Source organism: Lysinibacillus sp. FW12, assembly GCF_050817245.1.
In the GTDB taxonomy this organism is placed as follows: Bacteria; Bacillota; Bacilli; order Bacillales_A; family Planococcaceae; genus Lysinibacillus; species Lysinibacillus irui.
In genome coordinates, this window is record NZ_CP139094.1 from 1450443 (window position 1) to 1471164 (window position 20722).

The 20722-nt window shown below is 35.2% G+C and carries 18 protein-coding genes; 10 read left to right on the top strand and 8 right to left on the bottom strand.

The window, feature by feature from the left end; translation table 11 throughout:
* Complete coding sequence (locus tag SJW71_RS07485; protein ID WP_431811965.1) at positions 1 to 606, bottom strand: exosporium glycoprotein BclB-related protein; 606 nt, start codon at positions 604 to 606, stop codon at positions 1 to 3.
* Positions 607 to 911: 305 nt separating this feature from the next.
* On the opposite strand from SJW71_RS07485, the gene SJW71_RS07490 reads away from it, so the two are divergent.
* The 5 genes from SJW71_RS07490 (at position 912) to SJW71_RS07510 (ending at position 4839) form a co-directional block, all read left to right on the top strand.
* Positions 912 to 1061, top strand: a complete 150-nt coding sequence (locus tag SJW71_RS07490; RefSeq protein WP_431811966.1) for a hypothetical protein — start codon at positions 912 to 914, stop codon at positions 1059 to 1061.
* A gap of 108 nt (positions 1062 to 1169) precedes the next feature.
* Positions 1170 to 1451, top strand: a complete 282-nt coding sequence (locus SJW71_RS07495; protein WP_431811967.1) for a hypothetical protein — start codon at positions 1170 to 1172, stop codon at positions 1449 to 1451.
* 580 nt (positions 1452 to 2031) lie between these two features.
* Positions 2032 to 2157 carry a hypothetical protein gene (locus SJW71_RS07500; RefSeq protein ID WP_431811968.1) on the top strand — a complete coding sequence of 42 codons (126 nt, stop codon included), beginning with the start codon at positions 2032 to 2034 and terminating at the stop codon, positions 2155 to 2157.
* Positions 2129 to 2302 (top strand): LytTR family DNA-binding domain-containing protein, encoded by a 174-nt coding sequence (locus tag SJW71_RS07505; RefSeq protein ID WP_431811969.1) that lies wholly within the window; start codon positions 2129 to 2131, stop codon positions 2300 to 2302. Before SJW71_RS07500 ends, SJW71_RS07505 begins: the two co-directional genes overlap by 29 nt.
* 575 nt (positions 2303 to 2877) lie before the next feature.
* The gene (locus tag SJW71_RS07510; protein ID WP_313469768.1) at positions 2878 to 4839 is read left to right on the top strand and encodes an LTA synthase family protein; all 1962 of its coding nucleotides are present in this window, start codon (positions 2878 to 2880) and stop codon (positions 4837 to 4839) included.
* Between the two features lie 774 nt (positions 4840 to 5613).
* On the opposite strand, the gene SJW71_RS07515 is transcribed toward SJW71_RS07510, so the two are convergent.
* The 5 genes from SJW71_RS07515 to SJW71_RS07535 all read right to left on the bottom strand — a co-directional run bounded on the left by SJW71_RS07515 (position 5614) and on the right by SJW71_RS07535 (position 11788).
* Positions 5614 to 5829 carry a YjcZ family sporulation protein gene (locus SJW71_RS07515; protein ID WP_396631778.1) on the bottom strand — a complete coding sequence of 72 codons (216 nt, stop codon included), beginning with the start codon at positions 5827 to 5829 and terminating at the stop codon, positions 5614 to 5616.
* Between the two features lie 187 nt (positions 5830 to 6016).
* Positions 6017 to 7501 (bottom strand): serine hydrolase domain-containing protein, encoded by a 1485-nt coding sequence (locus SJW71_RS07520; protein ID WP_431811970.1) that lies wholly within the window; start codon positions 7499 to 7501, stop codon positions 6017 to 6019.
* A gap of 165 nt (positions 7502 to 7666) precedes the next feature.
* Positions 7667 to 8800: a hypothetical protein gene (locus tag SJW71_RS07525; protein WP_274793985.1), complete on the bottom strand. Its 1134-nt coding sequence runs from the start codon at positions 8798 to 8800 to the stop codon at positions 7667 to 7669.
* Between the two features lie 284 nt (positions 8801 to 9084).
* The gene (locus tag SJW71_RS07530; protein ID WP_431811971.1) at positions 9085 to 10530 is read right to left on the bottom strand and encodes a M20 family metallopeptidase; all 1446 of its coding nucleotides are present in this window, start codon (positions 10528 to 10530) and stop codon (positions 9085 to 9087) included.
* Positions 10531 to 10543: 13 nt separating this feature from the next.
* Positions 10544 to 11788 (bottom strand): MFS transporter, encoded by a 1245-nt coding sequence (locus SJW71_RS07535; RefSeq protein WP_274793983.1) that lies wholly within the window; start codon positions 11786 to 11788, stop codon positions 10544 to 10546.
* Positions 11789 to 11925: 137 nt separating this feature from the next.
* Between SJW71_RS07535 and SJW71_RS07540 the strand changes: the two genes are divergently transcribed.
* Positions 11926 to 13938, top strand: coding sequence for a helix-turn-helix domain-containing protein (locus tag SJW71_RS07540; RefSeq protein ID WP_431811972.1), 2013 nt, complete (start codon positions 11926 to 11928; stop codon positions 13936 to 13938).
* 32 nt (positions 13939 to 13970) lie between these two features.
* Here SJW71_RS07540 and SJW71_RS07545 read toward each other — a convergent pair whose 3' ends face one another.
* Positions 13971 to 14975: a nucleoid-associated protein gene (locus SJW71_RS07545; RefSeq protein WP_274793981.1), complete on the bottom strand. Its 1005-nt coding sequence runs from the start codon at positions 14973 to 14975 to the stop codon at positions 13971 to 13973.
* 93 nt (positions 14976 to 15068) lie between these two features.
* On the opposite strand from SJW71_RS07545, the gene SJW71_RS07550 reads away from it, so the two are divergent.
* The 4 genes from SJW71_RS07550 to SJW71_RS07565 all read left to right on the top strand — a co-directional run bounded on the left by SJW71_RS07550 (position 15069) and on the right by SJW71_RS07565 (position 19708).
* The gene (locus SJW71_RS07550; protein ID WP_429978684.1) at positions 15069 to 15581 is read left to right on the top strand and encodes a GNAT family N-acetyltransferase; all 513 of its coding nucleotides are present in this window, start codon (positions 15069 to 15071) and stop codon (positions 15579 to 15581) included.
* Between the two features lie 291 nt (positions 15582 to 15872).
* Positions 15873 to 17402 carry a spore germination protein gene (locus tag SJW71_RS07555; RefSeq protein WP_431812196.1) on the top strand — a complete coding sequence of 510 codons (1530 nt, stop codon included), beginning with the start codon at positions 15873 to 15875 and terminating at the stop codon, positions 17400 to 17402.
* A 21-nt stretch (positions 17403 to 17423) separates the two neighbouring features.
* Positions 17424 to 18521 carry a spore germination protein gene (locus SJW71_RS07560; protein WP_431811973.1) on the top strand — a complete coding sequence of 366 codons (1098 nt, stop codon included), beginning with the start codon at positions 17424 to 17426 and terminating at the stop codon, positions 18519 to 18521.
* A complete protein-coding gene (locus SJW71_RS07565; protein ID WP_274793978.1) occupies positions 18518 to 19708 on the top strand; it encodes a Ger(x)C family spore germination protein in 1191 nt (396 codons plus the stop codon). The genes SJW71_RS07560 and SJW71_RS07565 overlap by 4 nt, the downstream gene beginning before the upstream one ends.
* A gap of 195 nt (positions 19709 to 19903) precedes the next feature.
* Here the strand turns inward: SJW71_RS07565 and SJW71_RS07570 are convergent, their stop codons facing one another.
* A complete protein-coding gene (locus SJW71_RS07570; RefSeq protein WP_274793977.1) occupies positions 19904 to 20599 on the bottom strand; it encodes a response regulator transcription factor in 696 nt (231 codons plus the stop codon).
* Positions 20600 to 20722: the final 123 nt, after the last annotated feature.

Here is a 20722-nt window from a genome sequence, read left to right on the forward strand (position 1 = left end):
TTAAACAATATTAATTCCTGCACTTGCATTTCCTACAATAATGTCAACAAGAACTACTCCTGATACTGATGAAATATAAAATACCATTAATAATTGGTCACCAGCAGATACCGGTACCGGTGGGATATTAGCTGAAGCAAAAGCTATTTGTCCACTTGGATTAGGACCCGTTATAGGTGGAATTAAATCAACGCTGGCACTTGTGCCAGTAAAAATATTACTACCTTCAGGTGCAAGGAAAATTTGAGCTCGAATTGTCACAGATCCATCCAAAATAGCCCCATCAATTGGGGCAAATGTTGCAGAAATTGCTGTAATTTTACCTTCACGTGGAACTGAGAAAGCTTCGGTAAAAAGGTTTGTTAAATTAATTGTATTACCTATAATAGGTACAGCATTTAAAGCGGAACCAAATCCTAACATGCTTCCACTTATAGCTCCAAGTATATCTTCAATTACAGAGAGTGAGATTCCAGATGAGAATGGAATTATTGAACCCTCAACAGGAATTGAAGTGTTTATACAGTTGACATTATTAGCTGTAAATGTCCCGAACTTATCGCATTTAATTGTTGACGATTCATTATTACACCTACAATTATTCATATGATGGTTATCTCCTTTTTTGTCTTTATATTATGTAGTTTAGAGTAGGGTAATAAAGGCTATAAACCACGTTTACTAATATTAAACCTAATCAGAGTAATCGGATTCATAACTGTTGGAACGGTAATTTATATAGCCACTTGCATACCCGATACAGTGCCTGATTGAATGCCTTCATAGTATTGAAGTGGGCATATATGAAATGTAGTTGTATCAACGTTTTAACGCTAAAAATGCCCGATACAAGCAACTCTTACTACGTAAGAGAACCGTGACGCTGATGAAATTAAAGAAAGGGTGAAAGTGTGCTGCGTGAATTAAGGCGATTAGGCAAGAAGAATGTACAGCAAGCAGGCATTAAAGAACTTTACTTTGTTGTCATCGATGAAGTAGGTGAGCTAAATCCAGCAGAGGCAGTAACTAAGGAAGAGAAACGATTAAAACTAGAATGCTAAAATAATGAGCCAAATAGTTTTGGATGCTAAAGAAGAGTTGAAAAAATTAATTTTTCGAGTAGATTATTGCCTTTTAGAAAAATTACATAAGGGTAAGGATGTGTTGTTGTGTATCAAACCTGTATATATAACTATGACAGTACATTAGAACAACCATTGCTATTACTTATTGATGATCTGTGGAAAGGTACTCCATATTTTGTTTCAAAAGGCTGGGAAGGCGTGCCACATATTCAGTTGATTACAAAAAATAAAATATTAGATTCTGAGTATACAGCTTTGGAAAACAGAGTCGGCCGTCTCACTGAAGAAAACCCATTAGACAAATCGTACATTGAAAAAGTAAAGAAAAAATATCATCAAAGTTTCCAATTGATTTCAAATTTGTAGAGTAAGAAAAATGAACGAGCGATTCGTGAACATGGTGAAATAGACATCTTTCCATATTCTTTTCATTTTCATAATGAAAGAATAACTAGCTTATATGTGGATGAACGATTCAGACCAACTACTACTAGATACCAGAATATATCTAGAAACGCAGAATGTAAGATTTGGGGAGCTATTCCCACTTATTTTTTCAATGGTCTCAGATGTTTATCATGAAGAAAATAACAATAAAGGTTACCTTTCATTTGTCTCGCATGTCCCAAGGCTTCTTTGAGCTTTCAGCCAAGCAAAAGAAACCTTATACCGAAAAATCATTTGAGGCACTTTATTTAGAAAAACAAACGGGTTTAAGGACTCTAAGCAAGCACATTCACAATTAATTAATAGATGGTTTGAGTATTTTTCGGAGTTTTATGGATGTTGTTTAAGCCAGATGGATGAATTAATAGATGATCACTATAAAGCGGAATTGGCTCGTACGATTGAGGATTTAGAGAAGAATTTTGAAAATAATTTTCATAGGAACTTTGTTGGCTAGAGAATTGCAGATAAAATTATTAGTGTCAATTATGATGATATCATGTTTTTTGAATCCTCCCCATTACATAAAGTTGTTTTACATTTGGACAATCGCCAAGTAGAGTTTTATGGGAAGTTGAAAGATGTAGAGAAAGAGTATGAAGGCTTCATTCATTCGTTGCCATAATTCTTTCGTAGTGAATATTGACAATATACAGGAAGTTGACTTTAAGAACAAAGAAATTCTAATGAAAAATGGAGAAATTTGCTATGGATCTGCTCGAATGATTAAAGCTGTCCAAAAAAAATTAGAAATGAATGATAGCGAATAAGAAATAGTGTAGAGACTCAATAAGAGCCACATAAATTCTCTGCATGGATTTCTAGCAAAGCCATATAGCAACAATGGTTGTATGGCTTTTTGTTTTTATAAATAAGTTTAGCAGAAAAATTTGTCCATATTTAAGTGAGTAAATGATCAAAATATACATGAGCATCCAGTAAATAGATATACATAGGCTAGGATAAATAAATTAGTTGATCATGCAATAAATTTCAACTTTCTACAAAAAAAGTGTGCACAGCAATGAAACAATTGCATGCTTGAACTGAAAGGAGATAAAAAGAATATGATAGTTAATATTGCCCGGTAAATAATAGTCAACAGGCTAACATTTGCAGGGTATTTTTTATGATGATATTTACAGTAACTAGAAATTTTTGTACTAATTGTCTTTAGTGCTAGTTAACAACTTGACAGATTTCTAAATGGGGAGTACTATACATTAGCTACTAAAAAAAGTTATTGTGAAGTAACATTTTTCTAATGCAATGCATTACAATACTTATAGTCTACGTTCATATACAACTAGATTTTTAATTTAATAAGTAGAAGGTAGGTGTAGTAATGAAAAATCTAGTAAGTAAAAAAGATGACCTATTCAACAACTTTTTAGGAATATATTTTATAGCTGTTTTAATGTTATGGATTAAAACATATATCACTCAAATAACACAATTTGAACTAGGTGTAGAAGGAGCTCTTCAACAATTCCTTTTACTATTAAACCCACTAGGATCAGCCATGCTGTTTCTAGGATTTTCGTTTTTATTTAAAGGAAAAAGAAAATATTCATCTTTAGTAATAGTTTATACTTTGATGTCTATTCTTTTATATGCCAATATTGTTTATTACCGATTTTTTAGTGATTTCATTACATTACCAACAATTTTCCAAACGCAGAACTTTGGCGATTTAGGTGGTAGTGTTCTTTCTTTACTTAAGCCTTATGATATCTTGTTCTTTGTGGATGTTCTTGTCATGTTCTATCTACGTTTCTCAAGAAAAATACAAAAAGAAACTGAACGTGTAGGGTATAAAAAAGCAACGGCAATTATTGCATTAGCATTAGCAGTATCCATTGTAAATTTAGGCCTAGCTGAAACTAGTCGTCCACAATTGTTAACACGAGGTTTTGATAGAAACTATATTGTGAAGTATTTAGGGATGTATAACTATACCATTTATGATTCAGTAGAAACTATGAAAGCTTCTTCACAGAGAGCTTTGGCAGATAGTAGTGATACGACAGAAGTAATTAATTATACAAAATCTAATTACGCTAAACCTAATGCAGACTATTTTGGTGCAGCAAAAGGCATGAACGTTATCTATTTACATTTAGAATCGTTCCAAAACTTTCTTATTAACTATAAATTAAACGGTGAGGAAGTTACACCATTTTTAAACTCATTAACAAAAGATAAGAATACAATGTATTTTGATAATTTCTTCCATCAAACAGGTCAGGGTAAAACTTCAGATGCTGAATTTATGCTAGAAAATTCTTTATTTGGGTTACCACAAGGGTCTGCTTATATTACAAAAGCACAAAATACGTACCAGGCTGCTCCAAGCATTTTAAAAGATCATGGTTATACATCAGCTGTATTCCATGGGAATAACGGAAGCTTCTGGAACCGAAATGTGATTTATAAGTCCTTTGGATACGAGCATTTCTTTGATGCAAGTTATTATAATACTGGTTCTTCAGGTGATATGGCTGAATATGGTTTGTTAGATAAACCGTTCTTTGAACAATCACAAAGTCTTTTAAGTTCGTTACCACAACCTTTTTATACAAAATTAATTACAGTAGGTAACCATTATCCGTATAAAATGAGTCAAGATTTAGTAACAATTGATAAAGCGAATACTGGCGATGCAAGTGTTGATAATTATTTCCAAACAGCACGCTATGCAGATGAAGCAATCAAACAGGTCTTCAATCAATTAAAAGAGTCGGGCCTATATGATAATTCGATGATTGTTCTTTATGGTGACCATTACGGTATTTCAGATAATCATAATAGAGCAATGGAGCAAGTGATTGGCAAAGAAATTACACCTTATGAAAGTGCTAATTTGCAACGCGTACCATTATTTATCCATGTTCCAGGAATGCAAGGTGGAACTAACCATACTTATGGTGGCCAAATAGATCTTCTTCCAACGTTATTGCATTTACTAGGAATTGATACGCAAAATTTCATTCAATTTGGTTCTGATTTATTATCAGAAGAGCATGATGAAATCGTACCATTCAGAAATGGAGATTTTGTTAGTCCTACGATTTATTCAATTAATGAAAAATTTTATGATAATAAAACAGGTTTGCCTCTAGATGATAGTCAATTAGACTTTGCTAAGTCGATGAAAAACGAAGTAGATCATAAACTAAAATTATCGGATCAAGTCGTCAATGGTGACTTATTGAGATTCTATACACCAACAGGGTATACACCTGTAGATCCATCAAAGTATAATTACTCTAAAGACACTAAGAACACGACTGTAGAATCTAATTAATTGATTTTTAATGGGCAGTTTAAGAAAATATGGTGGATATTCAAAAGTTTAAGTAACTTATGATATCTTACCGTTTTCTTGAATTGCCTTTTTGTATGGGCTGTTTTGGAAAGAAGATAAAAAGGTGTTCTCTCTAACAGCTGTTTGCATAAGTTTATATGGTATTTATGATGGCTCGTGATACAGCAATTTGATGCATTTATTTACTATATAAAAAAACAGTAGGATGCTGTCCATTCAAAATTCACTCCTTGAAAAATAAAAAACACTCAAAATCTTATGAATACAAGTTTTTGAGTGTTTTTTGTGTAAAACAATTAAAATAAGAGATCACAGCATCCAAGTTCAAGAAAAAAATTAAATGACCTCTCCAATAAATCTTCCCACCCCTCTTAACAACCAATAAATTAATCTGAATGGGAATAAAAACAATTCAGGTATCAAAAATAGTACGTTAATAAATAATTCTACTAGAGGGGACTTTTTATAACTCTTTCTGTTTCTTCTCGTTTTCTTTTTCCTTTTTTGCCACCATTCGATCATGGAACTCATCCCCTTTTTCAATAATAGTTACTAACTTTACTTAAGTATATTTACGTTTCAAAGTTGTAGTTCGTTTCATTTTCTGACGATTTTGTTGAAATAAACATATGGTTTTAAGCTACTAGGGGAGACGGGCTGAAAGTAAATTTTATAAATAAAAAGGGTCACCTGACAGCGACCCTTTTGCGTTAGAATATGAGATTTCTTACCAGTAATGAAAGATGCTAAAAATTAATATTCTTTATCTACGAATGTTGCGCCTACAATAATGAGCAGAATAAATAGTACAACAATTAATACGAATGGTGAACTATTATTCTTACCATAGTCCATGCAATAACCACCGCCATACTCGTTACCATAGCCTCCACCATAACTTCCAGCATAGCCATGACCATAGCCGCCGTAACAACAATTATAATTGCCTGCATTTCCGTAGTATCCCATAAAGACCTCTCCTTTCTTCAATTTATTGTATGTCAAGACGTTGAAAGGAGAGGGGGTTTTCGTCTAGTCGATGATTCTATATTGGACAAAAGAAAACCGATCAAGAATGGCAATGGTGAATGGTAGCACAGATGAACTGATGTAGACCATACTCCATAATGGAAGCTTTCCTTTAAAATAAATCTTCTTAGATATTCTTTTTAGTAACAGTGAGTGATAAACCTAATAATAAATATAGGGAGCTTGCCATAATGGTACTATACAATAATACCGTGATAGAAGTAGGTGCCCAAACTTTTATAAATGTCCAATTTAAGCCGACAATATTTGGGACTATAAATATAGCTGCCATTAGCAAAGCAACAATTACTATATGGACAGAAATAAGGAAAATTCTCTTATAATTTAATGTTGCAACCTCACGTTGTTTTTTATAAAATCTTTGTGCAATTTTAAATAATAGATAACAGAATATTATACTGATTACGATGACGAAGGCACTTATAATAGTTACAATTTTATCTAGTTTTTGATAGCTACTAACATGTTGTCCTTGAACCGTTTTACCTTCCCATATATCCATGACACCTTGTCCAATCGCTGTCGTAAAGCTTGTATTCATATTGGCTAAAATAGCTACGCCTATTTGTTCATCAGGTTGCATGATGAAGTACGAGGTAAAGGTTGGGTTTTCACCAGCATGGTAAATGTATGGCTTTTTATCCTTCTCCACAATGGCCCAACCGTTTGCATAATAAGTATTGGTATCAAAAGGCTCCACTGATTGATCTGGAGTATGTGATTCTTGTATTACATGGTTACTGATAGAATAGATGCTACTGTTCCCTAACTGTAATTTTAACCATCTCGCTATATCATTGGCGTTACTGATGACATAGCCTGCAGGGATATTGCCGCGATAGACAGGTGGTATGTATGGCTGTTCTTTCATCAGACCTATTTTATAACCAGAAGCCATTTTTGAAGAATGTACCTGGTGAATTCCTACAAAAGATTCATTCATACCAATTGGCTGTAAAATTTTTTGTTGGATATACCGATCAAATGGCTGTTTTGAAACTTGTTCAATTACTAATCCTAAGACATCATAATTAATTGTTGCATATTCAAAAGAACTACCTGGTTTACGATTTAGCTGTTGGTCCAGTAATGTTTTGACCGTTAGCTCAAGGGCGTTATCAGCCGTACTTTCTGGAATCTGAGTAATTGAATTTGAGGGAATTCCGCTGGTATGTGACAATAACTGCTGAATGGTAATAACCTGTTCCTCGCCATTAAAGGTTAATGTTAACCACGGGATATACTTTCGAACATCATCTGATCGTTTTAACAAACCTTGCTTTTCTAATTGTAAAATAGCAAGCCCTGTAAATGCTTTAGATGTGGACCCTAGCTCAAAAAGGGTATCAGATGTGACAGGCGTTTTTGTTTCTGTATCAGCAAAGCCAAAGCTCTTTTGATATACGGTTTCGCCCTTATCAACAATGATGACTGAAAGACCTGGGATTTTACTAATGTTTTGTTGTTCCTCAATAAATTGGTCAATTTTATGAATGGTATCCCTCGATGTTGCCTGTACTACTTCGGGTATGAAAGTAAAAAATACGAACATTACAGCCATCATCACGAATTTTTTTATGAACATTGTCATGTAGATTTTCTCCTTAAGATGTAATTTGTTTGTTTCAACATGGATTACTATAACAAGCAAATTATGGTCAAACCATCGATTAACATGACTATTTAAGGGATAACATGACAATTTCGTCACATCAAAAAGAGCTGCTCCTATATCAATAGGAGAGCCCTTAAAAATTTATTGAGTTAGCTCTGGTTCTGGAAGTACAACTTGCCCATTTATTGTTAGTTTAGATGCTGAGATTAGGATGTCTCTATTAGCTTCATAATAAGGATCTAAAATTTTGTAGAAGGCCTCCCATTGCTCGCCAGCTTTTTCTTCTTCGCCATTTTGCTCAAGTTTCACGGCTTCTTCGTAGTGCTGTTTTAATTTAGTGTAATCTGATTGACTAATGTCGAATTCAATATCAGCCATATATTCTTCAAAAGAAATAGGCTCGTATTTAAAGTGTGAGTTTAGCATTTCGTAAAATTGCTCCCAAAGCTTCGTTGAAAGCTCTTCATTTTTCTCTTTGTCTGCTTTTTGAGCATCTTCATAGACCGTTTTTAGTTCTGCTAGTTCCTCTTTTGTTAATTCTACTTCGAAGTCTGCCATATATTGTTCAAACGTAAGTGGTGGATATAGTTCTGCGTAATAAATATCAAGAATCGAATAAATTTTATCTATTTTTTCTTGAGCTGCATCCATATTATCTTCTTTTACAAATTTTATCCATTCTGAATAAAGTGTTTTTAGCTGCTCTTTATCTTGTGCTTTAATAACGATATTTTTTTCAGCGAAAGCTGCTTCATTGATAAATTCCTCAAAGGGCTCTGGTTGCCAGTTTGCTAATTCATACGGTCTTGTAATGGCATTCATCGCCTCATAGATTCGATCCATTTCCTCATAATTCTCTTCTTTTTCAAACTTTTTTAAGTCGTTAAAAAGCTTTTCTAATTGGACAATCTCTTCTTTTGTTACCCCTTTAGGTAAACTTTTTTTGAATACGTCAAAGGTAAAGAAGTCTGAGTAATCTTTTAGAATAGTGCCCTCAACAGAAATTTCTTGACCTTCTACAAGCTTTAATTGCTCGATTTGCTTATCAGAGAACTTGTGTAAGCCAATGAAATAATTTTTTCCATCTGTTCCTTTCATAGTTAAGCCATAGCCATCAAAATATTTAATGGTCCCTTTTATTTGGTGTTCTATTTGAATTGTGACATTTTTTGTTGTTTCTACAGATGTCGCACCAGCCTGAAGCGGTGTTAAGACAGCCATTCCTAGTGTAAGCGCTGAAGCCAAAAGCCATGTTTTTTTAACAGGTTTTTTCATGTTTATCCATTCTCCTTTAGGTTAACTTCTGTTACCAATTATTAGACGTTTTACCAATTGAAAAAGTTTTAACTTTTTAGAAAAAAATTTAATTATTTTAAAAAAGAATTAAAAAAAACTCATGTCATTTATCGAACATTTCCCTTAGCAGTGTATCTATGCCATCCTGGACAACAACTAAATGAATAATATGATAGGCCTAGAAAGAGAGGCTATAACAAATATAAACCGATAAAAAATAAGACTTTCTATTGTTGATGATAGAAAGTCTTATTTTGTACAAGTTATGCCAATATTGCAGCTGATTCTCGGTTTGATTTAGGAGGGACTAAATCTTTTGGAATCAAAGCTTCATATGTTTCACCACCGAGACGTTCCACTAATTCTGCCTTCGCATTTTCGATCAATGTAGGATTTTCTAGCGCAGAAATGGCTGTACAAGCAATCGCCTTTCCAGCTAGCATCGTCGCCTCATGAGCATAGGATGATTTTCCTTGTGCGACTGCCTGCCATGTGTGGAATGGTGTGCCAAATGCCCATGTAGCTGTCGAGCATTGAGCCGTTGGGACATTCCAGCTAACATCTGCAACATCTGTTGAGCCACCCATGAAAAATGGTTCTTCTGGAAGTGGTGCAAGAAAATCAATAATAGGTCGGTCAACAAGCATCTGTGCTACTTCTTTTCCTACTTGTAAAGCAGCTACCTTCTTTTCCTCTTCGGATAGCGTGCTATAGATGTCCTTGGCAAAATGAATATCATTTTCTGTTAATTTTGCACTACCCAAATCCTGCATATGCTGATGCATCACTTTTTCCAATGTTTTATTAGGGATTAAATTATGACAAGAGCCAACAATTTGCTCTTCTACAGTTGTTTCAGTCATTAAAGCAGCTCCTTGTGCGCAATTAAGGACACGCTTATATAAGTCCTTGACTTGATTTGGTTTAGGTGCTCGTATCAAATAAGTCACCTCAGCCTCTGCTTGTACTACATTTGGTGCAACGCCCCCTGTATTTGTTACGGCATAGTGAATTCTCGCTTCATCTACAATATGCTCACGTAAATAGTTAACACCAACGTTCATTAACTCTACGGCATCCAATGCACTTCTCCCTAAATGAGGGGATGCCGCAGCATGGGAGCTACGTCCTTTAAATTTAAAAGTAGCATTAATAACGGCATTTGCTCTCGCATGCATAACAGTGTTAATCGTTCCTGGATGCCATGAAAAAGCAACATCTACATCTTTAAAATAACCATCCCTTGCCAAAAAGGATTTGCCATAGCCACTTTCTTCAGCTGGACAGCCAAAGTATTTGACAGTTCCCGTTAAGTGGTTATCTTCTAAGTATTGTTTAGTAGCGATGGCTCCAGCAAGTGCCCCGACACCTAAAAGGTTATGACCACAGCCATGGCCATTACCATTCGGAATGATCGGTTCATAATTCGCACTCCCTGCCTGTTGGCTAAGACCTGCAAGTGCATCATATTCACCAAGAATGGCAATTACAGGTTTCCCATTTCCGAAGGTACCAATGAAGCCAGTTTCAAGGTTCGCAACACCTCTTTCGACATGAAAACCTTCATTCTCTAATGTTTTACATAGTAAGTCAGCGGAGCGTACTTCATCAAATCTTGTTTCAGCATAGTCCCAGATGCTATCGCTTACATTTTTGTACAGCCCACTTTTTTGATCGATATAGTTTGCAATTTTTTCAGTTAAACTCATAATCTTTCACTCCTTAGTCAATGATCTCGTTTATGGAAGGGGGATTGATAACAACTGTTTGTTTAGTTGGACGAATCATGAATAATGACACAGCACACACAATGGTAAAGCCAATTAACATAGCAAATGCGGGACTATATGAACCACCGAAAGCCTCCACTAAAAATCCAATAAGCATAGGTGTTAGTACGCCTGCAAATTGTGCACCGGTATTAATAAAGCCATTTGCCGTTCCTACAACTGCCTCTGGTAAAATCTTCAGTGGCACAGAGGTAATTAAAATAATATTAAAGGATAGCATGACGGTTACAATACTTTGACATATTGTAAAGACTAGCATGCTCGGTGCATTCGCCATGAGTAAAAGACCAATACCTGCAATAATAGCGAAAATTCCTGCTACAAGTTTATCTCGTCCTTGTGGCATTTTATCTAGAATATAACCGCTACACAGCATTGCAAAGATTCCTACAAACGGAGGAATGGCTGAGTAGATACCGACAGCAGTCAACTCCAAACCCCTTACTTTAGATAAATACGTAGGCATCCAAGAGGTTAAGCCCCAGTTCACTGCATAAATACTAAAGTAGGCAATAAACAACTTCCATATCATAGGTGTCTTTAAGACATCCCTTAATGGTGCTTTTGAAGTTTGTGTTTGTACTTGATGGATAGCTGGTATTTCTTTTTCCTTCACTAGGAAGAAGAAACAAAGTGCAACAACGATACCGATGGCCCCTACGATATAAAAAATATCTCGCCAGCCTAATGCCAGCATGAGATATGTTCCTACAATGGGTGCTACGACGCCCATAATGGAGCCGGATGTTAACATTATGGACATTGCTTTACTGCGCTCATCGACAGGAAACCAATTGGCAATACCTTTTGAAGCAGCAGGGAAATAGCTACCTTCACCAACCCCGAACAGGAATCGAATGACAATGATAGAAAGGAAAGACCAGGCAGCTCCCGTTAATACGGTGAAGATTGACCACACTAAAATGGTTGAAATGAGCACTTTTCGATAGCCGAAGCGATCGGCTAACCAGCCACCAGGAATTTGCATTAAAGCATAGCCTGCAAAAAAGCTACTTAAAACAATGCCAGTTAATGCTTCAGTTAATTGTAATTCCTTTGAAATATCAAGAATGGCAAAGTTTATGATGAAACGATCAAAATTCCCTAACGACCATCCTAAAAATAGCATGGCTATAACAATATATTTTGTATTTCGAGCTTTAGTTGTTGCTGTCATCGTTTGTCCTCCTAGCTATAGTAAATTTGGTTATATTGCAAAGTATAAAAAATTTAGACTTTTCTAACAATGTATGTTTTCATATAATAAAGGCGTTAAATATAGATATATATACATAAAGGGTGAGGTATATCGTGATGCTAATAGTAGATAGGCTACAACAATTTCTATCTGACTTTTGCAATCTTTCGCAATTTCAGGTATGGAAAAATATCAATGAGGATCGTTTCTCTCTTGTCATTTCTCAGGGGATGGAAGAACAACTGGCGCCTTCACATGACAAGAAAAATATAGACGTATATGAGTATCAATTTCAATTCCATGAAAAAAGACAATTGGTCTTACGGCTCCATAGAGCACTATCAGCTACGGAAAACCAAGCAATCGAAACATTACTTCATGCTTATTATTTGGAATTAATGTTAGAAAAAGAGCAATTTATTCGAGACAAAATGATGGAAAGTATACGGGAAATTTCAGTACTAAATGATATACACACATTGTTGACGAAGATTTTGGAGAATGCGCTATCGGTTATACCGTCTGCAGACTTTGGAGTTTTATGGATGTATGATGAAAGTGAAGCTGCACTTGTACCAAAGGCCTGGGTGGGGGGACCTGGTGAGGACATTAAAAATATGCGCATGAAAGTTGGCGAAGGGATTATCGGAAAGACTTTCAAAGATAACCAATCTATGATTTTAAATTCGTATACAGACGTTTTAAAAGCCTCCTCTTCTGTGACAGAAGAGAATTTACGTCATTTATTAAATGCCTATACTTTTGAATATTTACAATCGGTTATTGCTGTTCCAATTGCTGTAGAAGAGCAGACATTATGTGTGGTTATTATTTATCAAAATGGAGAAAATGCCTTACTAACTATAGAAGATAAACAACTGTTAGAAAGCTTTTCGGATCAAGTATCCATTGCACTTACGAATTCAAAACTATTTCAGAATTTAAAACTTCAAAATGAATTGCTACTCCAACGGGATCAAATCCACCACACCTTTATGAAACTTTCCTTGCAAAATGCAGGTATGCAAGTCATTGTTAATGAAATAAGACATATGTTAAATTTACGCCTCGTTATTATGGATTTAATGGATGATTCAATTTATGCAAGTCCACGTCATTGGATTGAAAAGGGTGATTTGTTCCGTTTTGTACATTTAACAGAAACGCCAGCATTTTATTCACTTGAAGTAGAGAATGAGCAAGTTGATTACTATATTCAGCCTATCATCGGTGTTGGTCAAATTCTTGGTTTACTGCTTATCGAGATCAATGAACAAAAGCTAGAATCGATTCACAAATTAATTATTGAACAGGCAAGCTCCATTATTGCACTAGAGCTGATACGGAAGCAAACAATAGTAGATTCGTTTTATAAAAAAACACATGATCTTTTTCATGATTTTTTAACGTCTAAGGACCCTGGGCAACTCATTAAAAAAGGGGAAGAGCTTGGTATTCAGTCAAATGCCAATTATGCTGTCGTTTTAATTCAATTATCTACGGGCACAGATATTCAAGCAATGGATATGCAAGTACATCTGTTGATTAGTGAAATTAAAAAACATTTTCAGGATCATGCCCCAATAGTGTTTGGTTTTGGTCATAAAATAACGGTCCTTTGCCAATTTAAACGTATAGGTAATGAGCTACTACACCTCGTGCAGCAATTTCAAGGAAGCTGGGAGAAGGTTAAAAACAATTCATTGAAAATTGGAGTTGGTACATTGTATTCGGGGATGGATCAAATAGCAAAAAGCTATAATGAAGCAGATAAAGCACTGTCGTTTTTAATGACCCGCCAGCGCTGGGGTATCATGCATTATCAGGAGATTGGTGTGAATCGACTATTTATCCATCAAACACAGGAGGAACTTCTAGGTTTCGTGAATGAAGTGTTCCTACCGTTACGAAACGAGAAAACAAAACATCACCTACTAGAAGAAACCTTGCTTATGTATATAAAGCAAAATGGCTCTGTAGGGGAGACTGCTAAACAATTACACATTCATGTCAATACTTTGTATCAGCGATTAAGAAAAATCGAAGAAAAGTTAACGATCTCTTTTCAAAATGCAGATGATGTATTAAGGCTTCAGCTTGCCTGCTATTTAAAAGGGATGGTACATTAAAAAAGAGGCATCCCTTTAAGGGAATGCCTCTTCTACATCTCATCCTGGAAATAAATTTTATAAAATTTTCGATTTGTTGCTTCATCATATCCTACTTCAATCAGTTCATCTATTTGGTCGATATGTTGAATATTTACTTGTATTTCAATGTTGGCATCGAGCTTAATTTTACGTTTATATTTTTTTTCGGCCTTTTCTAATGCACTATCTGATATAACCGTTTCATAGGGTTTGACTGAGTTGATCAGTATATCCTTTTGTGTAGCATCAGCTTGCTCAAATACAGTTTCAATATAATGGTTTACTTGAAACTCTTCTTCATTTCTAAAATAATCCAATGTTTTATTCAAAAGTCCTAGCTTCTCTGTGTTTGAATAATTTTCTTCCTTTAAAATGTATTTTTTACATTCAGTGAGCGCTAAATCTGTTTTATGATAATATTCATCTGCAACTTTAATTTTTAAAAATCGTTCTTGCCAATAAATGATATCCTCTTTACGCTTTGTTTTCATAAATACAGCAGGAGGTTGTTCTGGCCCCATATCCACAATAATGGCCATATTATTAATTTTTTTGACGTTAATGCCATCAATGCCGTTGACAATCATTTGATTTTGATCATTTTTAACATCTAAAAAAATTTCTTTTTCATCAATTTTAACAATGGCAATAATCTTTTTTTCCTCATTCAATAGTAAACAGTTTTCAAATAAGCCAATAAACAGTTCACCGCTTTTAATATTGGGATGCTGTGACACACTATGTAAGTGTCTAGCTATATTTTGTGATTGTTCTAGAAAGCTACTGTTTTGTTCAAAAATGGCCTTGGCGTACGTATAAATTTCATTGAGAGCAATATTTGTTTCATGGAAAAATTCGAATTGTTGCTCCAAATCAATCTTACTAAATGCAAGCTGTGTAAAGGCTGCTTCTAACATGACCTCGGGCTGAGTAAAGGCTTCTTCACCCAAAATAAGTGTCTCGTTCAAAAAATGTAGACTATATTGTGCTAATTTACTTTCACTAACTTCAAGCATAAATTCCACCTTCTAATTTTTCATAGTAGCTAGTATACCATATTCTATTTAATAGATTTCATTTATCATGTTCTAAAATGTTGGGAGGATAAGGTGGATCAGTCAAAAATAAACTCAAAAGGCATTCAATTAAGAGCGATTACAATAGAGGATTTTCCTAGTGTTTTAAAATGGAGTAAAGATGATAGGTTTTGTTCAGCCAATGGATGGAATATTAATAGCAGTTATGAAGAACTTTATGAATGGTGGCTCCGATATGTGGAAAATAACTCTGCTGATTTTGTACGAATGGGGATAGCGTATAATGGTACACTCATAGGTTATGCCGATTTAGTGGATATGAAGGAGCAGACAGCTGAGCTAGGACTTGCTATTGGAGATAGTTCCTATTGGGGAAAAGGGTTTGGTACGATTGCGACAAAATGCATGCTAGCTTTTGCTTCTGAAAACAATAAGATTGATCAGTTGCTAGCAGAAACACACGAAACAAATTGGCGAGCAAGAGCCATATTAGAGAAAATAGGGTTTAGAGAAATAAGTAGAAGGGGAAGTGCGGAATATTTAGGGGAAACCAGTCAACTCATTCAATATAGTATTGTATTCTAAATCCACTACCAGCACTCCAATTTTTGGGGGCTGGTTTTTTTAGGTTCCTGTTCAGAATATTGATGGTTAGAAGTTTAAAATATGGTGGCTTAGATAATGATAAAAACATGTAGAGATACTATGTATGATGTCTACTAAAGAGGGTGATGATTTGTGTGGGAAAAAGTGATTTCCTACATGCCACATTGGCAAGTTTTTATGCAGGCCTTTTTAGCATTTTTAATTCCATTTTTGATTTTCAAACTGTTTAATGGTTTTTTATTTGTAAAAAAGAACAATGGAATGATTGATATGAAAGAACAAACTGTGCAAGGTGAGGAGCAGTACGAATCTGTTTCAAAAACGCTTGACCAATTTACAGGAGTTTATGATGTTGATCTTTTAAAAATAAAGAAAGAATTGGAACATAATTGGGATGTACAATTCAGAGAGTTTCACATTGGGAATACAGGTATTCGTGCAGCCATCGTCTTTCTAAAAGAATTATGCGATAAAGAAATGATCGATAAGCATATTTTGAAATCATTAATGGAGGGACTAACTGAAAATCCTACGATTATAAAAGGCTATGAATTGCAGCAATTAATAAAAAATGAAGTTCTTCCTGTGAGCGATCTATTCGAGGAATCAACCGTGATGAAATCTGTAGGGGGGGTACTAACTGGGGCAACAGCATTAATTATTGATGGTATACCAAGTGTATTTATCCTTGGTACTGCACAAGGAAAGACACGCAATCTTGATGAGCCTATTTCAGAAGCATTGGTGCGCGGACCAAGATTAGGCTTCACAGAAAATTTAAGCGTGAATACTTCCTTATTAAGGCAACAAGGGGAAAATCAGCATTTAGCTATCATTAAAATGGAAGTTGGCACGCGTATCAAAAAAGAGCTAGTAATAGCCTATATAGATGAAATTGCTGAGCCCGATTTAATTGAAGAGGTGAAGAAACGAATCAGCAAAATAAATCTAGATAATCTACCTGAATCTGGTTATATTGAACAATTGATTGAGGACAATTATCTTAGTCCTTTTCCGCAAGTTCAAAGCACCGAACGTCCTGATCGTGTTTTTGCAGCCTTAATGGAAGGACGTGTCGCCATTTTATTAGATGGGACCCCTTTTGCTCTCATTGTGCCAGTAACCTTTAATATGCTTTTACAATCTCCGGAAGATTATTACGAACGTTGGTTACCTAGCTCACTTATTCGTTTGCTTCGCTTTCTTGCGGCAGGTATTACATTGTTTGGACCATCCATATATATTGCTTTTGTGTCATTTCATCAGGGGCTAATCCCGACTAAACTTGCTTTATCGATGATGTCGACAAGGCAAGGTGTTCCATTTCCTGCATTAATCGAAGCACTGATCATGGAAATAGCGATTGAAATCCTACGAGAAGCTGGACTTCGCTTACCTAAGCCGATTGGTCCCACAATGGGAATAGTTGGCGGACTTGTCATCGGAGAAGCGGCTGTCCAGGCAGGAATTGTTAGCCCCATTATGGTCATAGTCGTAGCATTAACAGCTATTTCATCCTTCGCTATTCCACAATATAATGCAGGGATTTCGTTACGTATGCTACGCTTTATTGCAATGCTTTCTGCTGCTTTATTTGGGTTATATGGAATTATTCTATTTTTCCTTTTCCTGTGCAGTCATTTAGTAAAGTTGAAAAGTTTTGGTGTACCTTTTGTTAGCCCAACCGTTCCTTATCGAGCAGGGGATTGGAAGGATTTTATGGTACGTATGCCGTTAAAGATGATGAAACGTCGACCAAAATTATTAAAGCCTAAAGACACTATTCGCAAAGGGGATTAGGAGGAAGGGAGAATAATTGCCATGTCCGATCGTTCAAAAGATAAAATAACAACGTCACAAGCAGTTGTTATTATTATTAACTATATTCTAGCAACTGGGATTCTTACCTTACCTCGTGCATCGGTAGAGAAGGTGAAAACGCCAGATGTTTGGATAAGTGTTTTTTTAGGTGGCATCGTCGCAATGATAGCGGGCGTTATCATTGTCAAGCTTAGTCAACAATATTCAGATAAAACTTTTTATCAATATACTCAAGACATTGTTGGCCAATGGCTAGGCTGGTTGATTAGCTCCGGTGTCATTGTTTATTTTTTTACTATTTCTGCATTTGAGGTTCGGATAATGGCTGAAGTGACCTCCCTCTTTTTATTGGAAGGAACGCCAACATGGGCCATTATTTTACCTTTCTTATGGGTTGGGCTGTATTTGATTAGTAGTGGCATCAATTCAATCGCACGATTATTCGAAATCATTTTCCCCATAACCTTTGTTATTTTTTTACTAGTTGCTTTTTTAAGCATAGGCATATTTGAGATTGATAATCTTAGACCCGTATTAGGTTTAGGATTAGTACCGATGTTAAAAGGTGTAAAAACAGCTACATTAGCCTTTTTAGGACCTGAAATTATGCTGTTGCTAGTTGCTTTTATGTATCCATCAGATAAATCGAAAGCGATTAAGGTAGTTTTAGTTGGCATCACAGTACCTTTACTTTTTTATGTCATTACTGTCGTGATGGTGATAGGTGCTCTATCTATTGATGGGGTAGTGACAAGGACATGGCCAACAATTGAACTAATGAGAAGTTTTGAAATTCCTGGCTTAATTTTTGAACGCTTTGAATCATTTTTACTTGTCATATGGATTATGCAAATATTTGCGACCTTTACGATTACTTATTATGCTGCTGCCTTAGGATTAGCTCAGCTTTTTAACAAAACTATACACCCTTTCCTATATGGCTTATTGCCTGTTATTTATATCATTGCTATGACGCCAAAGAATATTAATGAACTGTTTAAATTTGGCGATAAAATTGGCAATGTTGCATTAATTTTATTTGGCGTAATCCCTATAACCTTACTCCTTATATCAAAACTGAGAGGACATAAATCATGAAGCGAACTCTTCGATATGTGCATCTTTTACTAGTGATGATGGTTGCCCTACTTCTCACAGGCTGCTGGAGTAGTAAAGAGATTGAAGACTTAGGGCTAATTGTAGGTACGTCCTTGGATTTAGAAACTGGGGACGTTACGTCAGAAGAGCAACAAGAGGCTAGATATGCTAATAGAGAGCTGCTTACGGTCACGAATCAACTTGTCACTTCAGAGACAACTTCTACGGGTACCAAAACAGGGCCAATACATCAGAAAGCCTACAAAAACGTTTCGGAAACAGGAGATGCCGTTTTGCCTACACTACGGAATATGGTGTTAAAGATTGATAAACGTGCTTTTGCTGAACATTCCAAAGTGATTGTGATTGGAGAGGACCTTGCAAGTACTATCAACTTGCAACAAACGTTGGATTTTTTTCTAAGAGAGTTGGAAATACGACCAAGCGGAATATTGCTAATTGCTCAGGGGCAAGCAAGGCAGGTGCTTGAAACAAATGAACCAACTAAAATTCCAGCCTTTCAATTGGTAGAAATGATGCGTGGACACGAACGAACGACAAAGATTTTGCCTCCTATGACGATAGCTAAATTAGAAGGGAAACTGTATTCACATTCTAGCTTCTTATTACAAAATGTGGTGGTAGAAGATGAGGAAGTAAAATTTTCAGGAGCTGCGGTCATTGAAGGGAAATCCAAAAAACTAAAAGGTTTTTTAAATGAAAGTGACTTAGAGGGTATTGCATGGATTACGGGTGAAGGAAAGGGAGGCTTAGTAAAGGGTTTTGATGAAGCGTCGAATTCCCCTATCGTATATGAAATATTGTCTTTGAAAACTAAGATTATCCCGCATGTTGAAGGGGATCGTATTTCTTTTACAATCAAAATAAATTCCGAAGGCAGAATAGCAGAGCATTGGGTACTAGCAGACAAAACATTTAATAATCAATTTTTGAAAAAAGCAGAGAAAATAATCGAGAAAGAAATTGAACGTTTAGTGATGAAAACATTGGATAAATTGCAACAAGAATATCAGACGGATGTTGCAGGGTTTGGCAATAAATTGAGAATTGAGTATCCAAAGGTATGGAAAAAAGTAAAAAAAGATTGGGATCAAATTTTTAGTGAAGTTCCAATTACATGTGATGTTACTATATCCATCAAGGATTACGGCACGTCTGGTGATTAACTTGTTTAATCACCTTTTTTGAGTCGGAATATGATGGAAACGGAGATCGATTGAACTCATTGACCATATGCATGAACCACTTTAAAAGGAAGATTTTTTTCTCATTAGAAATTATTTATTTTGATAGAGTTCCTGACACTCAATTTGAATATAAAAGTTAATAAAAATAAGGGGAGTAACTAGCTCCCCTTATTTTTATAGAAGGATGCCTTCCTGATAAAGAATGCTAATGGCGTGAGAGCGATTTTTAGCATGCAATTTTTTGATAGCAGATTTAACATATTGAGTAATAGTTAATTCACTAAGATTCATAAAACCTGCAATTTCCTTCGTACTTTCTCCTATTGCTACCTGTCGCATTACCTCAAGCTCTCTTTTGCTAAGTGAGACTTCTTTTTTACCGTTTCTTGCTTGAATGAAAAGCTGGCCAATAATGTTCCCAAAGGTCGTTAAGTCTTCTAAGATCTTTTCCGTTATAGTAGTCCCTTCCTCCATTTGTGTACTACAAATATATCCAAAAACATATTGACCTATAAAAATGGGGACAATTAAAAACGAATTATTTTGCGAGTGAATAGAATATTTAATACTAATATTCTTTAAATAATCGATACCTGTACAAAATTTAGCTTTCTTATCTTCGATAGCAGAGTAAATAATAGGAAAACTACGAATTTCTTCTCGAATTTCACCGATATGACTACCACCAGATTCATTCAAAAAAATTATGCCTTCAGCTACAAAGCCTATTGGAGAATACCTTAATAAATAGGCATCCTTGAGAGGAAAAGAATCTAAATATACCTGCAAAATGTGTATCAACAACTCTTCATGATTAGCAAAACTTTGGATCGTGTCGAAACGTTTTTGAATGGTATAAAGATTGGACATGATTTATCCCCTTTTTTAGGTATATACTACCCTTAAAATAAGGAATTTTCAATATATTCTGTAAGTTGTAGTATTTAAGTTAAGAAAATCCATTATTTTCTTAGTTCGTATTAAGTAAATTAT